Here is a 15,191-nt window from a genome sequence, read left to right on the forward strand (position 1 = left end):
ACCGCGGAGCTATTCAGTCAATCAATCATTCAGTCATTCGTCATTCGCTCGGCTTTCTACCTCATCGAGGTGCTTCACCAGCAGGAGCATCGTATCGATCATGTCTTCCATGCGCTGTTCGCCGGCCACTTCGTGAAACTGCCGCCGTACTTCCCGCATGGCGCTGAAAATAGCCACCAGCAGGTTCTGGCCGCGTTCGGTCAGGAAGATGATGCTGCTGCGTGAATCCTTTTCGTGTTTTCGGGTCTGGATGTAGCCGTCCTGCTCAAGGACCGTAGCCATCTTGCTCATGGCCTGCTTGGTAACGCAGGCGCGCCGGGCGAGTTCGCTATTGGTAGTGCCCTGCTCGTCGATATGCGTCAGCAGCGCCAGAAAGCTCAACTTGAAATCGGTAAATCCCAGCTTTTCCAGCTGCGCCTCCACAACGCCGTCCCAATACCGTTTGAGCCGCCACATGAGCCTTCCCATAGACCGCTCCCGGGCTTTGGTGATAACGGAAAAATCAAATTTGGTGTCTTCTCCTTCAGCAGTCATGTCCGTCGGTGGCATAGGGTGAAAATAATTCCAACAAATGTAGTCAATTTGGTTGACTATATAGTCAACTTGGTTTACTTTTGTGTCAATTAGTCAACCGGGTTGACGAAATATTGAAATAATCCGGTTTCACCCAAACTAACTACAAAATTTAGAAATCATGGCAACGGAACAACAGGGAAATGCAGCATCGCCGGTGCGGAAGTACCTTCCCCGGGTGATTTTGCTGATCTTACTGGCGGCGGGCGGACTGTACGGCTTCCGGTCGTATCGCCACAGCCAGCATTACGAAACGACCGACAATGCCCAGATTGAAGGCAGCACGGCGCCGGTGCTGGCCCGGGTTGCTGGTTATGTGCAGGGCGTCGATGTCGAAGATTATGCGGTGGTCAGGAAGGGCCAGCCGCTGGTGACCATCGATCCGCAGGAATACGAAGTGGCCCTGCGCCAGGCGGAGGCCGATTATCAGCAGACGCTCGCCGACCTGCAAACGGCCCGGGCGGATCTGCAAACGGCCCGCGCCAACCGCCAGAACGTCGCCCAGAACCGGCACGTAACCGAGTCGAACGCCGCCGTTCAGGCCGCCCGCCGCGACAAAGCCCGTCAGGACCTTCAGCGCGATCAGAATCTGTTTCAGGGCCAGTCGCTGACGCAGAAACAACTGGAAGATTCGCGCAGCAACGCCGACGTGCAGAGCCGCCAGTACGAGGCTTCGGTCCAGCAGGTACGCCTCGCCCAGACTTCGGAAGCGGTCTCGACGGCAGCCATCGCCCGCGCCGAAGCGGCCATCAAGAAAGTGGAAGCCCTGTTGAAAGTAAAGGAAGCGGCCGTGGAAAACGCCCGGCTCCGGCTGAGTTACGCCACCATCTCCGCACCGATTTCCGGGAAGATCGGGAAGAAGAACGTCGTGGCGGGGCAGTACGTGCAGCCCGGTCAGGCCCTGTTCACCATCGTCAACGATTCAACGTTCTGGGTAATTGCCAATTTCAAGGAGACCCAACTCGAAAAGATGCGTGTGGGACAGCCCGTCGAAGTGAGCGTGGATGCGTATCCGAACCTGAAAGTGGAAGGTCGGGTGACGTCGCTTTCTGAGGCGACCGGGGCCCGTTTTGCCCTGCTGCCGCCCGACAACGCCTCCGGCAACTTCGTCAAAGTCACCCAGCGTGTGCCCGTCAAGATCGAAATCCTGAATCCGGCCAAATACAAGGAACTGCTCCGGGCCGGTCTGAGCGTGGAAGCCGCCGTGAACGTTCAATAAATAAGAGATACGAATTGCGAGTTGTGAGTTATTCTACTGCGAGGTCCAAGATCAGCGGCAGTAACTCTTAACTCCTAACTCACAAAAGTTATGGAAGTAACGGGTTTTCGGCGGTGGATTGTCGTCATCACGGCCGTATCTGCCGCCATTCTGGAACTGATCGACACCTCGATTGTCAACGTCGGCATTACGCAGATGGCGGGCAACCTCGGGGTCACGATTGAAGATATTTCGTGGGTGGTGACGTCCTACGCCATCGCCAACGTGATCGTCATTCCGATGACGGGCTTTTTGCAGAATTACTTCGGGCGGAAAAACTACTACATCGCTTCCATCATCCTCTTTACGCTGGCCTCCTACGGCTGCGGCATAGCGGGCGACCTCTGGACGCTGGTGTTCTTCCGTTTTCTGCAGGGCATCGGCGGCGGGGCGCTGCTGTCTACCTCACAAGGCATCATGTACGACGTATTTCCGCCCAGCCAGCGGCCCATTGCCTCGGCGGTTTTCGGCATGGGAATCGTGCTCGGCCCGACCATCGGCCCCACGCTGGGCGGTTACATCATCGACAATTACCACTGGAGCTGGATGTTCTTCATCAACGTGCCGGTCGGTGCGCTGGCCGTGTACCTGACATCCACCTACGTCCAGAAGCAGCCCAACGAGTACAACATCGACCGCGGCAAAATCAGCATCGACCAGCTCGGGATTCTGCTGCTGGCCGTTGGCGTGGGCAGTCTGCAGTACGTGCTGGAGCGGGGCGAAGCCGACGACTGGTTCGACAGCAAGGCTATCCTCGTACTGAGTGTGCTGGCGGTGGTAACGATTCCGCTGTTTATCTGGTGGGAACTGCGGACCAAAGACCCGGTGATGGACCTCAAAGTCCTGCGCAACCGGAACCTGGCCCTGAGCTCCATTCTGGTATTTGTGGTCGGATACGGGCTGTTTACCTCCGTGCTGCTTTTTCCGCTGTTTGCGCAGCGCATTGGCGGCTACACGGCCACGCAGACGGGCGAACTGCTCATTCCGGGCGGGGTGATTACCCTGTTCATTTTTCCGATTGTCGGACGGTCGCTGGCCAAAGGCGTTTCGCCGCGTCTGTTCGTGACGCTGGGCTACTTTGCGTTCATGACGTTCTGTTTTCTGATGTCGACCTACAACGCGGATGCGTCGAATGGGGATTATACCATTGCACTGCTGATCCGGGGCGCGGGACTCGCGCTGGTGAACGCCCCGCTGATCAACCAGTCGATCTCGACCCTGCACCCGCGGGACCTCCCGACGGGCATTGCCTTCACCAACATGGTGCGGCAGCTGGGCGGCGCGTTTGGCGTGGCCATCACCAATACCTACATCACCCAGCGGACGGCCGTTCACCGGATGGACATGGTATCGCATCTGCAGGACGGCGACCCGGCGACGGTCGACCGGCTGACGGCGCTGACGCAGGGACTGGCCGCCAAGGGCGTCAACGCGCTCGAAGCCTTACAGGGCGCGTACCGAACGATGGACCTCCTGATTTCCAGACAGGCCCTGATGACGGCTTACCTGGATACCTTCCGGCTTGCGGGGACCTTCTTTGTGCTTACGCTCCCGCTGCTGCTGTTGCTGAAACCAAAAAAAATGGACCCGGCCGCGGCGAAAGCGGCTGCCGACGCGGCGCACTAACGGCCGTTCGCAACCTGAACAAACACTGTTTTTCATGAAATCAATCGCTAAAATTATAGGAATTGCGCTGGCTCTCGGGGCGGCGGCCGTGCAGGCCCAGCCGGTCCCGGACGAGCTGAAAACGCTTCTGACGCAGGCCCACGCCAACTTTCCGCGCCTCAAAGAGCAGGCGCAGCAACTGAAAGCCGGGCAGATCCGGGTCGATGTGGCCCGCTCGGGTTTTCTGCCCACGGTGGCCGCCACGGCCGGTTATCAGTATATCAATCCCGTGCCGAAGCCGACGCTGCCGCTGAACGGGCGCGAGGTCACGCTGCAGTTTATGCCCAACCACAACCTCAACGCGCAGGTGGGCGTTTCGCAGACCATTTACGACTTTGGCCGGACAGAAACCGCCATCCGCCGGGCGCAGGACGACGTGCAGGCGCTGGTCCACAGCCTCGAAATGACCCGTCATAACCTCGATTATCAGGTAGCGGCGGCGTATTACGGCATGGCTTTCCTGCAAAAAAGCATGGTCGTGCAGGATTCCGTCATCCGGGTGGTGGGCCAGAATTTACAGATCATTGCCAACCGCCTGCGCAACGGCGACGCCCTGGAGTTCGACATTCTGACGCAGCAGGTCCGGCTGGAAACGGCCAAAAACCGCCGCATTGATCTGGAGAACGGTCTGGAGAAACAACGGGCATTGCTGGCCTATCTGACCGGCGCTCCCGTTCCGACGCTGAATGCGGCCACCGTACCGCTGGAAACGGCCGTCACGCTGGTCAATCCGGAAAGCGCCATGCAGGCGGCCCAGACCGGCAACAAGGAGCTTCAACTGGTTGCCGACCGGCTGCGCGCCGCTCAGACCGACGTGGAAGTCGCCCGCAAAGCAGGACTACCGAACATCACGTTTCAGGGAGCGACTGGGTATAAAAACGGATATTTGCCGGACATTAACCAGCTGCGTTTCAACGTTGCGGCAGGGGTGAATCTGAACGTACCGATCTATTCCGGAAAACGGGCCCGGTTACAGCAGCAGGCGGCTTCTATTACGGTCGCTGCCAACCAGTTCGCTTTCGAAAATGCCAGCGCCCAGCTCCGGCAGACACTCGATCAGCTGAACGCCGATATTCGCTCGAACCAGCAAAAATTGCAGAACACCAACACGCAGGTCCTGCAGGCCCGGAAAGCGCTGGAGATTGCCCGTACAAGACTAAAAAACGGAGTTATTACAAATGTGGAACTAGAAAGCGCCGAAACGGGTATAGAGGAAGCGGGGCTGGCACAACTTAGCTTTCAATACCAGTTACTCCTGAACCAGCTGGAGGTAAAACGGCTGTTGGGCGACAACCTTTAAATAAAAAGGAAGGGTTTGCGTACAACAAACGGTCATATATGCTCGTACGATATAATAAGGTGCCTCGCGGATCTGCAAATACCTATTCACAACCTGAAAAACAGCAAGTAGCTATGAAAGAGCGTGTTATTAAAATTCTTGGAAATTTTGGCGTACAGGATTCCGCCATCACCAACGACGTTCATTTCACCCGCGACCTGGGGCTCGACAGCCTCGACAGTATAGACCTGATCATGCAGCTCGAACGGGAATTCGGCATCCGGATCCCCGACGAAGATTACTCCAAACTTACCACTCTTCAGGGCGTCCTCAATTACCTCGAACGGGAACAGAACGTTCAGATCGCCTGAACTAAGGAATGATTGAATTTTGAATGATAGATTGATTGAATGGCTTCGCAGTTTACTACCATTGATACGGAGCCAATCAATCTATCATTCAAAATTCAATCATTCGACCTATTGCACCTCCATACACACCAGCGTATTGCCCCGCAGTACCGGTACTACGTCGAAGAGGTCGTGCTGGAGGCAATAAACGATGTCTTTCTGAATACCCAGCCGGTGCAGGCGGCGTACGTGCGACGAGTTGGCCAGGTAGCCCGGCAGATCGTCTTTTCCCTGACAATACAGACGCCACGCCATGATCGCGCTGTCTTCGGCCATCATGTAGTCGTCTTTCAGCCGGTCGATGAGGCCCCCGGCAAACAGCGTATCTTCCAGATTCGGCCGGCCTTTCCAGCCCGCGCACAGCACCATCACGTCGTACTGCTGTGATTTCAGATACCGGGCGATCGCTTCCAGGTTCAGAAACGAGCCGACCAGCACTTTCACGGCCTGCCGCGATTTGGTGATGGCGTAGGTGCCGTTGGTCGTCGTCATGGCAATCCGGGCGCCCATCAGCCGCTCGTCCATGTAGCTGAACGGCGAATTGTCGAGGTCGAATCCGTCCACCATGCGGGCGTTGCGCTCGGCAGCAGCCAGAAGACCCCGGTTCTGCAGGTCCTTGCACTCTTCAATCGTGGCTACGGGCGTGATGCTGTCCACGCCGTGAGCAAACGCCGTCACCATGCAGGAGGTGGCCCGGAACACATCGGCTACCACCACAATCGAGTTTTCGAGCGAAGCCGTGTGGAGGTGTAACAAGTCGGGGGTAAGGCAAACGTCAATATTTTTCATTTCTTCACAAAAGGCGTCTTCACCACCTGCGCTTTCAGGAGCCGGTCGCGGACTTTGACAAAAATTTCGGTGCCGGGTTTGCTGTAAGCCGTCGGAACGAAGCCCATACCGATGCCTTTGTTGAGCGTCGGAGACTGCGTACCGGAGGTTACTTCGCCCAGCGGGTTGCCGTCGGCATCGCAGAGTTCGTAGTGGCTGCGCGGAATGCCCCGGTCAATCATTTCAAAACCAATCAATTTCTGGGCCACGCCTTCCGCTTTGCGCAGCTTCAGCACTTCTGAATCGATAAAATCTTTCGAGAACTTGGTCACCCAGCCCAGCCCGGCCGCCAGCGGGCAGGATTCGTCGGAAATGTCGTTGCCGTACAGGCAGTACCCCATTTCGAGCCGCAGCGTGTCGCGGGCACCGAGGCCAATGGGCTTGATGCCGAAGGGCTTCCCGGCCTCCATAATGGCGTTGAAGACACGCTCCGCCTGTTCGTTGGCCACGTAAATCTCAAACCCGCCCGCGCCGGTGTAGCCCGTCGCCGAAACGATGATGTTGGCCTGCCCGGCGAAGTTGGTTTTTTCGAAGGTGTAATACGACATCGAATCCAGTTTGGCGTCGGTCAGCGGCTGCAGCGCCTGCGCGGCCAGCGGGCCCTGCACGGCGAAGAGGCACATATCGTCGGAAATGTTGTACATCTCGACGCCCATGTCGTTGTGGCTCGAAATCCAGTTCCAGTCCTTTTCGATGTTGGACGCGTTCACCACCAGCATGTACTCGATTTCGCTGAGGCGGTAAATCAGCAAGTCATCGACCACGCCGCCGCGCCCGTTGGGCAGGTAGCTGTACTGCACCTTGCCGTCGTAAAGCAGCGAAGCGTCGTTGGCCGACACTTTCTGAATCAGCTCCAGGGCGCGCTCGCCCCGCAGCATAAATTCGCCCATGTGGGAGACGTCGAAGATGCCGACGCCGTTCCGGACGGTCTGGTGTTCTTCAATATCGGAAGAATAGCGAACCGGCATCAGGTAACCGGCAAATGGCACCATCTTTGCGCCAAGCTGCTGGTGAATCGGTTCCAACGGGATGTGTTTTATTTCCATGAAGGCGGATGAAGTTTTCAGAATAGGCCTGATCTGCCGGTAAAACGCTATTTTTGCGGCAAAAAGCAGGCAGGCTGTCCCGAGAATCGGTTTTACTCGTTAAAAAAATAAGTTGCAAATCTACCGAATTTAGACGGTTTTCCATGCGTCACTCACCGTACCGGCAAGCAGCGTTTTTAATTCTTTTTTGGCTGGTTCTCAGTATATCGCCCGGCGTCGCCCAGCGCGTCGTACAAGGCCGCATCCAAACGGTTGGCGACGGCGCGGCGGTGTCCTACGCCCTGGTCACCGACCCCCAGCACCGCTTCGGCACCTATGCCGGGGTCGACGGACGGTTTACGGCCCGGATTCCGGCGGGCGTCGATACGCTGCTGGTCTCCTGCGTGGGCTTCCACGACACCACCGCGCTGCTCGCCGATCTCACCGGAGACATCCAGCTCCTGATGCGCCCGAAAGCCACCCAACTGGCCGAAGTGACGGTCCGGCGGCGGGGCAAAAAGGCGAAAGTAGCCACGCTGGGCGCTTTGCGGCGGCGGGTTTCGTTTGTCTGGGGCAACTGTTCCGGCCGCAACATCGAGTACGCGCTGCTGCTGCGGAACGCCCGCGGCCAGACCGGCTATCTTCAGAAAGTTTCGTATTTTATCGACAAGGAAGGCGCCCCGACGGCCCCGTTCCGCGTGCGGGTCTACGCCAATGTGGACAACGAACCCGGACCGGACCTGCTGCCCCGGAGCGTCATTGCCTCGGCCCGGCGCGGCAACAGCTGGGTCGAGATAGACCTGACGCAGTTTGGCATCCGGCTGCCCCGCGAAGGCGTTTTTGTGGCGATGGAATGGCTGGCGACGCAGGACCAGAAGTTTTATTTTTCCAAAGGTTTCAAAATGCCCGACGGGCAGAACAACGCGCTCGAATGCTACGGCCAGTACCTGGGCTTTGCCAAGGAAATCCGCTCGCCGCTGGTGTGGGAGCGAGTCAACGGCGGATTCTGGCGGCGGCACAACTCGGCCTTCTCCCGCGTCGGCGGCGGCGAACACCCGATCATTCAGGCGAAGATGGTGGTGGGGAACTGAGGTTCGCTGCTGGAGACGCATTCTTTATTTCCCGCCGATTGACGCCGATTTTGACCGCCGATTTTCGCCGATAAAATCAGCGATTTTCTGCGCTTCAATCCACGTCAATCGGCGCGAACCGACTCACGCAAATCCGGTCAATTCCGGCTTCCACTAACTGCTTCATCTCCGAATTGGTAGCTCCGTCGCCCAGCACTTTCACGCCGACCGAGGCCGGGACCAGTTGCCGAAACGCCATCGCCTTTTCAATCGAAAAGGTTGTTTCCAACGCACCTGTACCGTTTTTTAGAAAATCTGCGCCTGCATCGGCCGCCGTTTTGACCAGTTTGCGGGTCCATTCGTCGGGCAGAAGCGACGTTTCCAGCACCACGGTCAGCGGCGTTTCGTGAGCGTGGGCCAGCGTCACCAGTTTGGCAATCTCGACCTTGACCCAACCCGAAGAGGCTGAAAAAACCGCCGAAGTGTTGACGACCATCTCCAGTTCGCTGGCTCCGTCTTTCAGCGCCAGTTCGGCTTCCAGCTGTTTAGCCTCCGTGCGCTGGTAGCCAAAAGGATAGCCGATCACGGCCGTAAGCGCGAGCGGGTGCTGTTCGCCCAGTTCGCGGCGCCATTTTTTAATCCAGAACGGCGCGGCGGTAAGTCCGGCAAATCCGAGGCGAATGGCCTCTTCCAGCGCGGCAAACTGTTCATCGATGGTTACGGCAGGATGGAGCAGCGTTCGTTCCAGATGGGAGTAGAGCATGGGGCCGTCTAAGGTTTGTCATTTCATCAACAACAAACCTTAAACGTAAACTTCTTCTATAATTTCAGAAAACGCCCCTGCCGGAGAATGACCCCCGTTTCATTCAGGATGGCCACAAAAACAGGGCCGCCCGGCAGCGTACTGACGTCCAGCACCCGACTGAAGACTCGGCCGGATTTAAGCAGGGTAAGGGTCTGAAGCGGGACGCCCCGCGCATCGGTCAGGACCGCCGTATACTTTTCGCCCGTAGCGGCAACGGGTTCAAACTCAATGGTCAGTTCGCGGGTGGCCGGCACCGGAAAAAGATGCAGGGAACCGCCCGAATGAGGTTCCAGGCCCGTTATGACCTCCACACTGACCGCCTCGGAAAGCAGCGGTACGCAGCCGTTGGGACTGGCCCGCACGGCGTAGCGGCCGGACCGCGTGACCTGGAAGCTGGAGCCGGTAGCGCCAGAAATGGCTACGCTGTCGCGGAACCACTGGTTGCCGGTCGCCACGCTGGACGTCAGCGTAAAGCCGTTGCGGGTGAGGGTGGGCCGGGCGGGTTCGCGGACGGTCACGGCCAGCGGTTCAGACAGGACCGGCGCGCAGGTGCCCGTCACCCGCACGGCATAAGCGCCGCTTTCGGTGGCCGCCAGCGTGGCGGTCGTCGCGCCCGGAATGACGTTGCCGTTGAGTACCCACTGGTAGGTCACCGCCTGGGATTCCGGAGCCCGCAGCGTGACGGACTCGCCGCGGCAGATGCTCGTGGGGCCGGTTGCCGTTACGGTCGCCAGCGTCGACGTGGCCGACTGGGCCGTGACCTGCGTCCGCTGCCCGGCCGAACAGCCCAGCGAACGCAGCCGGAGGTTGTAGAGGTAATAATAGGCGTTCCGGATGGTGTCGTTGTTGAAAAGCGAGCCGCGCAGCCGGGCAACTCCCGGAATTTCGAAGGGGAAACCGCTGACTCCCGAATTGCTCCGGAAAATGGAAGCGCCGCCGTCGTAGGCGATGGTAATCTTGTAATTGCCCGGTTCGGGAATGCGCAAATTCAGGTTATAAATTTCACCGGGGTCCGTTGGGTCGTCGGAAAGCTGTCCGGCGGGTGGCTGTCCGGCGGGCGTGTTGGGATTCCGGGTGGGCGTCACGTTGAGCGTCACCGTCGATACGACCGTTTCGTCCAGCTTCCGGACGGTAAAAGTGATCTGGCCCGCCGACCCGATGTACAGCCGGGCACTCTCCAGAATCAGCGGTACCTGGGTGGTGATCAGCGGCTGCGGCCCGAAGTTTCCGGCGTAGCTTCCCCCGGTAAAGTCCTGTTTGGACACCGGCCCCAGCGTCGCGTTGAATTCGTTCAGCGAAGCGTAATAGACGTTGTTCGTCGTTCGGATGGGTGTCCGGATCAGATTGCCGACGCCGAGGAGGTTGCCGCCCTGCGGGGAGTCGTACCAGAAAGCCGTTCCGGCACCCAGATTTTGCAGCGTCACCGGCGTTTCGGAGCAGAATGAAGCCGTAAAACGGGCGTCGCTTGCCGGGTCCTGCGCTACCGTTCGCTGGTCCGTAAACGGGTTGTTGGAAGCATCCTGATCGGAGGACAGGTTGGTCGTAACGACGAAGCGATACGGTTGTCCGTACTGCAGCGGAATCTGGCCCGTAAGGACAAATTCCGTTTCCTGCAAAGGACCGAGCGGCCGTTGCAGGTTGCCGGTCAGGGTGGCCACCGGGGTATTGTCGGGTTTTAGAATGCGAACCGTAACCGGAATATTGTTCTGGGTAACGGTACCAAAATTCCGAATCCGGACGCTGATTTCGAGGGCACTCTGCGGGCAGAAACTTTCCTGCGGCGACAGCAGCGCCGTCACCCCGACATCGTTCTGGGGGCGGGAGTACCGGACCAGATACTCCTGGGTTTCGCCCGTCGCAAACGTCCCGCAGGCCTGGACCTGTGCGGCGCTGGTTGTCTCGACGGCCAGAATCCGCAGGCGGGTGGTTTGTCCGTTCGTCAGTCCCGGAGGAGCCGTTATCTCGGTCGTAAACGTTGCTCCCGGCAAGAGTTCACCCGAAGTAGCCACCAGTTCACCCGCATCCGCAAAGTCGCCGTCCAGGTTCCAGTCGATGAAGGCTTTAACAATGGCGGGGCGCGCTGTGCCGCAACTGCCCGTTGTGATTTCGAGCGGCAGACGCTGGCCGGAAGCCACGGTGCCCGTCACGTTCAGGAAGCTGCTGTAGGGCTGGCAGCCTGCCGCGCCCGCCTGGTCGATGCCGGCAAAACGAACCCGGTCGATCTGCGTACCGCCCGGGCCGGTGGCATTCGACGCGCAGTAGGCCGTTCCGCCAACGCCGCTGGCGAGCAGGGCAAATTCCTGCTGGGTGTTGCGCAGCGAGCCTTTGTGCGAAATCGTCAGGGTGTAAGTCGTGCCGGGAACAGGATTTTCGATTCGAATCTGCTCTACGTTGTCCAGCACATTGTCGCCCGGCCGGGCCGCCTGATCGGGGCTGGCGGGGTCGAGGGTCCACGGCTGCGTTACCGTAGTGCCGTTGGAGAGCCGGATGTCGAGGTCGTTGACGAGCTTGGGCGTGCGGTCGTTCAGGCCATTAGGGCCGGTCGGGGAGGGCGTACCTTCCGGGTCCGTCCAGCAGATGGTCACCACCAGCGGTCCCCGGCCCGATGCGACCAGTTGCACCGTTTGGGACTGGTTCTGCGCCAGGGTGCGTTCCTCCAGCACATGGCTGCGGTCGGCGTTGGCAATGACGCGGGCGGCCTGTTCGGTGTTCAGCAGACCCCAGCCGTGGCGGTAATCGGGTCCGGGCGCGCTACCGGCTTCGTCGGCCGAATGAATGGCCAGGCCGCGGAGCGTGGACGAACGCAAAAACCGGCCGGTATGGAGCAGATTGTAATATTCCTGCAAAAGAAGCAGCGAGCCGGTCACGTTGGGGGTAGACATCGACGTGCCGTTCAGCGCCTGATAGTTGTCATTATTGGCCGCTCCGGCCGATAGGACAGAGACGCCCACGCCCACCAGATCCGGTTTAATGCGCCCGTCGTCGGTGGGTCCCCAACTGCTGAAACTGGCAATCCGGACGTCCGAAGGCTGGGTGTATTCAGGAGAAATGGTATTGACCGCCCCAACCACCAGCACGTTTTTGGAGGTGCCATAAGTGGCAATCTGGTCGTAGCCGTTCTGGTCGCGGCGGGGTGTCCGGCTGATGGAGTTGCGGTTAATGAGCACGTACGGCTGATCGGCACCCGGTCCGTTGGCCGCGTGGTTGTTGCCGGCTGATTTGACAATGAGGTAATACGGCGCGTTGTAGGCAATCCGGTCCCAGTCCCGGGCCTCGAAGTTGTAAAGGCCGAATTTGAAGTCTTCGGTGGCGCTGACGGTGGTGTCGCCATGCCATTCCCACTTGACATCGCCGCTGCGGTCGCCGTTATAAACCCACCCGGCTACCGTGCCGTACGAGTGGTTGGAGACGAGCAGGTCCGGGGCGGCGGCAATCATTTCGGGGTCATCGCTGGAAAAATCCCAGGCCCGCAGTCGTCCGCCGAAGGCCATACCGCGGGTCAGCGGGTTGACGCCCGCCCCGACCAGAATGCCCGCTACGTGGGTCGCGTGGTTGTCAGTACGGCTCGGGTTGTCCACCTGCGTGACCCGGCCCGTCAGTTCGACGTGCGTATTGAGGACCCGTCCGGCGTCCCAGATGCCGATTTTGTTGGCGACCGCCGGACTGCTGCCGTTGAGGGAAAGGCCCAGGCTGCCGCCGGCATAAAGCGAAGAAGTCCGCGTGGTTTGTCCGGCCCGCGTGGCGCTGTAGGTGGCGTCGAACAGCAGGTTATTGCGTTCATCGACGCCGGAAACGATCACGACTGTACCGTCCGCCCGGACCTGTTCGGTGGGAATGTTGCGCTGGCGGGCAAGCCGGATGGCCCGTTGAAGATTGTCGGCCCGGTCCTTTGCCAGGTCGCTGCGGAGCCGGTCGATGATGGTGCGCTGCTGCTGGCTGTAGAGGGAACGTTGTGCCTGACCGGAAGTGACCAAACCCAGCATTGCGGTCAGCAAAAAAAGCCAGCGCGAAAAGTACATGTTGTAACGGTTGAGTAGGGGTGTTACCAGAATAGCCAACGAAGTTAATAATAAAATGCCAATTGCTGAGAGCTAACGTGCTGGTCCTCCAAAAAATATCCCCAATAAATATGGAAATCTATTGGGGATATGGAGTTTTTGAGCTGTACTTTTCGGAAAGACTGCCTATTGATTTCGAGGCAGAATCGGCACGACCGCTTCGGTTTCGTCCCAGGTCAGGAGCATGTCGGTGCCGCCTTCGCGGGGGCTGAAGCTGATGAAAAACTGCTCGGCCACCGAGGACCGTTTCCGGGATACGACCGGCACCCGCAGCACGTCCTCCGTCTGGTCGTAATTGGTGCCCCACTGCCCGGTTTCCCGGTTAAAGATGACAATCCAGTTTTCTTCGCCGGGAATGGTCCAGAGCGAGTATTTGCCTTCGTCGAGCGGCTGACCGGCCACGATGACGTTCTGGTCAAATTCAATGGTGGTGGCCTCATTGGCGCCGGTCCGCCAGACCTGCCCGTAGGGGACCAGTTCCCCGAAAATATCCCGACCCCGCTTTGATGGCTGGCTGTATTCTACTTTGACGGAGACCCCGTTCTGGTTTATTTCGGCCGTCGCCGCCGGGCTTTTGGATTTGGTCCAGGCGCGCAGGCCGATGAACGCGGCCAGCAGAACAACCAGTACAATGCCGGTGATGATGAGAATTCGTTTCATGAAAAGAATACCGAGTTAAGAGCCAAATTGTTTGTACGGCGTATAGATACGGCGGTTTGAGGAAAATTGCCAGCACTCCGCCTTTGTAGCGTAAACCTTTTCCGTACTCGTATGCGCTTTTTAACAGGCTGGATTTTACTAACGGTGCTTTTGGGCGCGCCCGCCGCCGGACAACGGGTTGCTTTTCCGCTGAGGGTCAGCGAGAACGGCCGTTATTTTACCGACCAGCAAGCCCGCCCTTTTCTGTACCATGCCGATACGGGCTGGCAGATTTTCGCCCGCCTCACCTTACCCGAAGCCCGCGAGTACCTGACGACCCGAAAGAATCAGGGCTTCAATACGCTACAGGTGCAGATTTCGATGAATCCGGATTCGGTCAGCCGGGCGGGGCACAAGCCGTTTGTCGACTATGATTTCGCCCGACCCCACGAAGGGTATTTTGCCCATGTCGAACGGGTCATTCAGGTTGCCGATTCGCTGAACCTGCTGCTCAACATCGCCCCGTTCTGGATTGGCTGCTGCCGCGAAGGGTACGGTGTGGGGGCCAAAACGGAAGTGTATGCCCGAAACGGGCCGGACAAAGCCCGGCGGCTGGGCGAGTACCTCGGGCGGCGTTTCGGAAAATACAACAACATTATCTGGACGATGGGCGGTGATAACGACCCGCGCTCGATTCGCAAAGAGATCGAAGCACTGGCCGAAGGGCTGCACCGGACCGCGCCCCGGCAGTTGATTACGTACCATGCTTCCCCGCCGCATTCGAGCACCGACCTGTTCCAGTACGCGCCCTGGCTTGGCTACAGCATGATTTATACCTACTGGCGCGAAAAGCCCAACGAGTGGGTCGATCCGCAGCAACTGGTGCACGTCTACGAAGCGGCGCTGCGGGAGTACAACAAGACCGACCGCCTGCCGTTCATTCTCGGAGAAGCGCAGTACGAAGGCGACGGCCGGCTGTATAACAACGACATCGGGACGCCCCAGCACATCCGCCGACAGGCCTGGTGGACGCTGCTTAGCGGCGGTACCGGCCACGCCTACGGCCACGACGGCTGGGCTTTTCCGCAAAACTGGCGCAGCATCCTGCAATACCCGGCCGGGAGCCAGCACCTGCGGCAGTTCATTACCTATTTTGAAAGCATTCCCTGGTGGCGGCTCGTGCCTGACCAGAAGCACCAGACGCTCGTAGCCGGTTACGGCGAGTACACGAAAGCCAATTACGTGACCGCCGCCCTGACCGACGACGGGACTTTGTTGGTGGCGTATCTGCCCGAACCGGGCCGGGTCAAAGTGGATTTAAGCCGTCTGAAAGGCGCACAGGTGACGGCCCGCTGGCTCGACCCGCGCACCGGCCGCTTCGCCGACGCCGGGAAGTTCCCCAATCAGGGCATAAAGCAATTCACCTCACCCCCGCAGGACGACTGGGTGCTGGAAATCCGGGCGGGGCAGTGAAAGACTATGGGGAGCAAATACAATGAGGTGGCACAGCCGAACTGTACCACCTCAAGGTTGGGACGAGGATTTCTCCCCATCCGTTACAAACAACGCGATTTTGCCCTC

Annotated in this window: 12 protein-coding genes; 6 read left to right on the plus strand and 6 right to left on the minus strand. The window is 59.0% G+C overall.

Translation table 11 applies throughout. From position 1 onward, the window contains the following. Positions 1–33: 33 nt before the first annotated feature. Positions 34–534 (minus strand): MarR family winged helix-turn-helix transcriptional regulator, encoded by a 501-nt coding sequence (locus ORG26_RS13330; protein ID WP_266362513.1) that lies wholly within the window; start codon positions 532–534, stop codon positions 34–36. A gap of 160 nt (positions 535–694) precedes the next feature. Here ORG26_RS13330 and ORG26_RS13335 point away from each other — a divergent pair, with 160 nt between their 5' ends. The 4 genes from ORG26_RS13335 to ORG26_RS13350 all read left to right on the plus strand — a co-directional run bounded on the left by ORG26_RS13335 (position 695) and on the right by ORG26_RS13350 (position 5,146). After that, positions 695–1,792, plus strand: a complete 1,098-nt coding sequence (locus ORG26_RS13335) for an HlyD family secretion protein (protein ID WP_266362515.1) — start codon at positions 695–697, stop codon at positions 1,790–1,792. A gap of 90 nt (positions 1,793–1,882) precedes the next feature. Beyond that, positions 1,883–3,457, plus strand: a complete 1,575-nt coding sequence (locus ORG26_RS13340; RefSeq protein WP_266362517.1) for a DHA2 family efflux MFS transporter permease subunit — start codon at positions 1,883–1,885, stop codon at positions 3,455–3,457. Positions 3,458–3,491: 34 nt separating this feature from the next. Further along, a complete protein-coding gene (locus tag ORG26_RS13345; RefSeq protein WP_266362519.1) occupies positions 3,492–4,796 on the plus strand; it encodes a TolC family protein in 1,305 nt (434 codons plus the stop codon). Between the two features lie 113 nt (positions 4,797–4,909). Beyond that, positions 4,910–5,146, plus strand: a complete 237-nt coding sequence (locus ORG26_RS13350) for an acyl carrier protein (protein ID WP_266362521.1) — start codon at positions 4,910–4,912, stop codon at positions 5,144–5,146. A gap of 108 nt (positions 5,147–5,254) precedes the next feature. On the opposite strand, the gene ORG26_RS13355 is transcribed toward ORG26_RS13350, so the two are convergent. After that, positions 5,255–5,974, minus strand: a complete 720-nt coding sequence (locus tag ORG26_RS13355) for a 2-phosphosulfolactate phosphatase (RefSeq protein ID WP_266362523.1) — start codon at positions 5,972–5,974, stop codon at positions 5,255–5,257. Beyond that, positions 5,971–7,059: a glycine cleavage system aminomethyltransferase GcvT gene (gene gcvT, locus ORG26_RS13360; RefSeq protein WP_266362525.1), complete on the minus strand. Its 1,089-nt coding sequence runs from the start codon at positions 7,057–7,059 to the stop codon at positions 5,971–5,973. The genes ORG26_RS13355 and gcvT overlap by 4 nt, the downstream gene beginning before the upstream one ends. 143 nt (positions 7,060–7,202) lie before the next feature. On the opposite strand from gcvT, the gene ORG26_RS13365 reads away from it, so the two are divergent. Then, positions 7,203–8,129, plus strand: coding sequence for a carboxypeptidase-like regulatory domain-containing protein (locus ORG26_RS13365; RefSeq protein ID WP_266362527.1), 927 nt, complete (start codon positions 7,203–7,205; stop codon positions 8,127–8,129). Positions 8,130–8,223: 94 nt separating this feature from the next. Here the strand turns inward: ORG26_RS13365 and ORG26_RS13370 are convergent, their stop codons facing one another. The 3 genes from ORG26_RS13370 to ORG26_RS13380 form a co-directional block, all read right to left on the minus strand. Continuing rightward, positions 8,224–8,871: a deoxyribose-phosphate aldolase gene (locus tag ORG26_RS13370; RefSeq protein WP_266362529.1), complete on the minus strand. Its 648-nt coding sequence runs from the start codon at positions 8,869–8,871 to the stop codon at positions 8,224–8,226. Positions 8,872–8,927: 56 nt separating this feature from the next. Further along, positions 8,928–12,932 (minus strand): S8 family serine peptidase, encoded by a 4,005-nt coding sequence (locus ORG26_RS13375; RefSeq protein ID WP_266362531.1) that lies wholly within the window; start codon positions 12,930–12,932, stop codon positions 8,928–8,930. Between the two features lie 165 nt (positions 12,933–13,097). Next, positions 13,098–13,631, minus strand: a complete 534-nt coding sequence (locus ORG26_RS13380; protein ID WP_266362533.1) for a DUF2911 domain-containing protein — start codon at positions 13,629–13,631, stop codon at positions 13,098–13,100. A 111-nt stretch (positions 13,632–13,742) separates the two neighbouring features. On the opposite strand from ORG26_RS13380, the gene ORG26_RS13385 reads away from it, so the two are divergent. Then, positions 13,743–15,083, plus strand: coding sequence for a glycoside hydrolase family 140 protein (locus ORG26_RS13385; protein ID WP_266362535.1), 1,341 nt, complete (start codon positions 13,743–13,745; stop codon positions 15,081–15,083). The last annotated feature ends 108 nt before the right edge of the window (positions 15,084–15,191 follow it).

It is taken from the genome of Tellurirhabdus rosea (assembly GCF_026278345.1).
GTDB classification, from domain to species: Bacteria; Bacteroidota; Bacteroidia; order Cytophagales; family Spirosomataceae; genus Tellurirhabdus; species Tellurirhabdus rosea.

Bases quoted from the DNA above. Each gene is read 5' to 3' on its own strand.
- ORG26_RS13375 (WP_266362531.1), bottom strand. From the start codon at position 12,932: ATGTACTTTTCGCGCTGGCTTTTTTTGCTGACCGCAATGCTGGGTTTG.
- ORG26_RS13380 (WP_266362533.1), bottom strand. From the start codon at position 13,631: ATGAAACGAATTCTCATCATCACCGGCATTGTACTGGTTGTTCTGCTG.
- ORG26_RS13335 (WP_266362515.1), top strand. From the start codon at position 695: ATGGCAACGGAACAACAGGGAAATGCAGCATCGCCGGTGCGGAAGTAC.
- ORG26_RS13370 (WP_266362529.1), bottom strand. From the start codon at position 8,871: ATGCTCTACTCCCATCTGGAACGAACGCTGCTCCATCCTGCCGTAACC.
- ORG26_RS13365 (WP_266362527.1), top strand. From the start codon at position 7,203: ATGCGTCACTCACCGTACCGGCAAGCAGCGTTTTTAATTCTTTTTTGG.
- ORG26_RS13330 (WP_266362513.1), bottom strand. From the start codon at position 534: ATGACTGCTGAAGGAGAAGACACCAAATTTGATTTTTCCGTTATCACC.
- ORG26_RS13355 (WP_266362523.1), bottom strand. From the start codon at position 5,974: ATGAAAAATATTGACGTTTGCCTTACCCCCGACTTGTTACACCTCCAC.
- gcvT (WP_266362525.1), bottom strand. From the start codon at position 7,059: ATGGAAATAAAACACATCCCGTTGGAACCGATTCACCAGCAGCTTGGC.
- ORG26_RS13345 (WP_266362519.1), top strand. From the start codon at position 3,492: ATGAAATCAATCGCTAAAATTATAGGAATTGCGCTGGCTCTCGGGGCG.
- ORG26_RS13385 (WP_266362535.1), top strand. From the start codon at position 13,743: ATGCGCTTTTTAACAGGCTGGATTTTACTAACGGTGCTTTTGGGCGCG.
- ORG26_RS13340 (WP_266362517.1), top strand. From the start codon at position 1,883: ATGGAAGTAACGGGTTTTCGGCGGTGGATTGTCGTCATCACGGCCGTA.
- ORG26_RS13350 (WP_266362521.1), top strand. From the start codon at position 4,910: ATGAAAGAGCGTGTTATTAAAATTCTTGGAAATTTTGGCGTACAGGAT.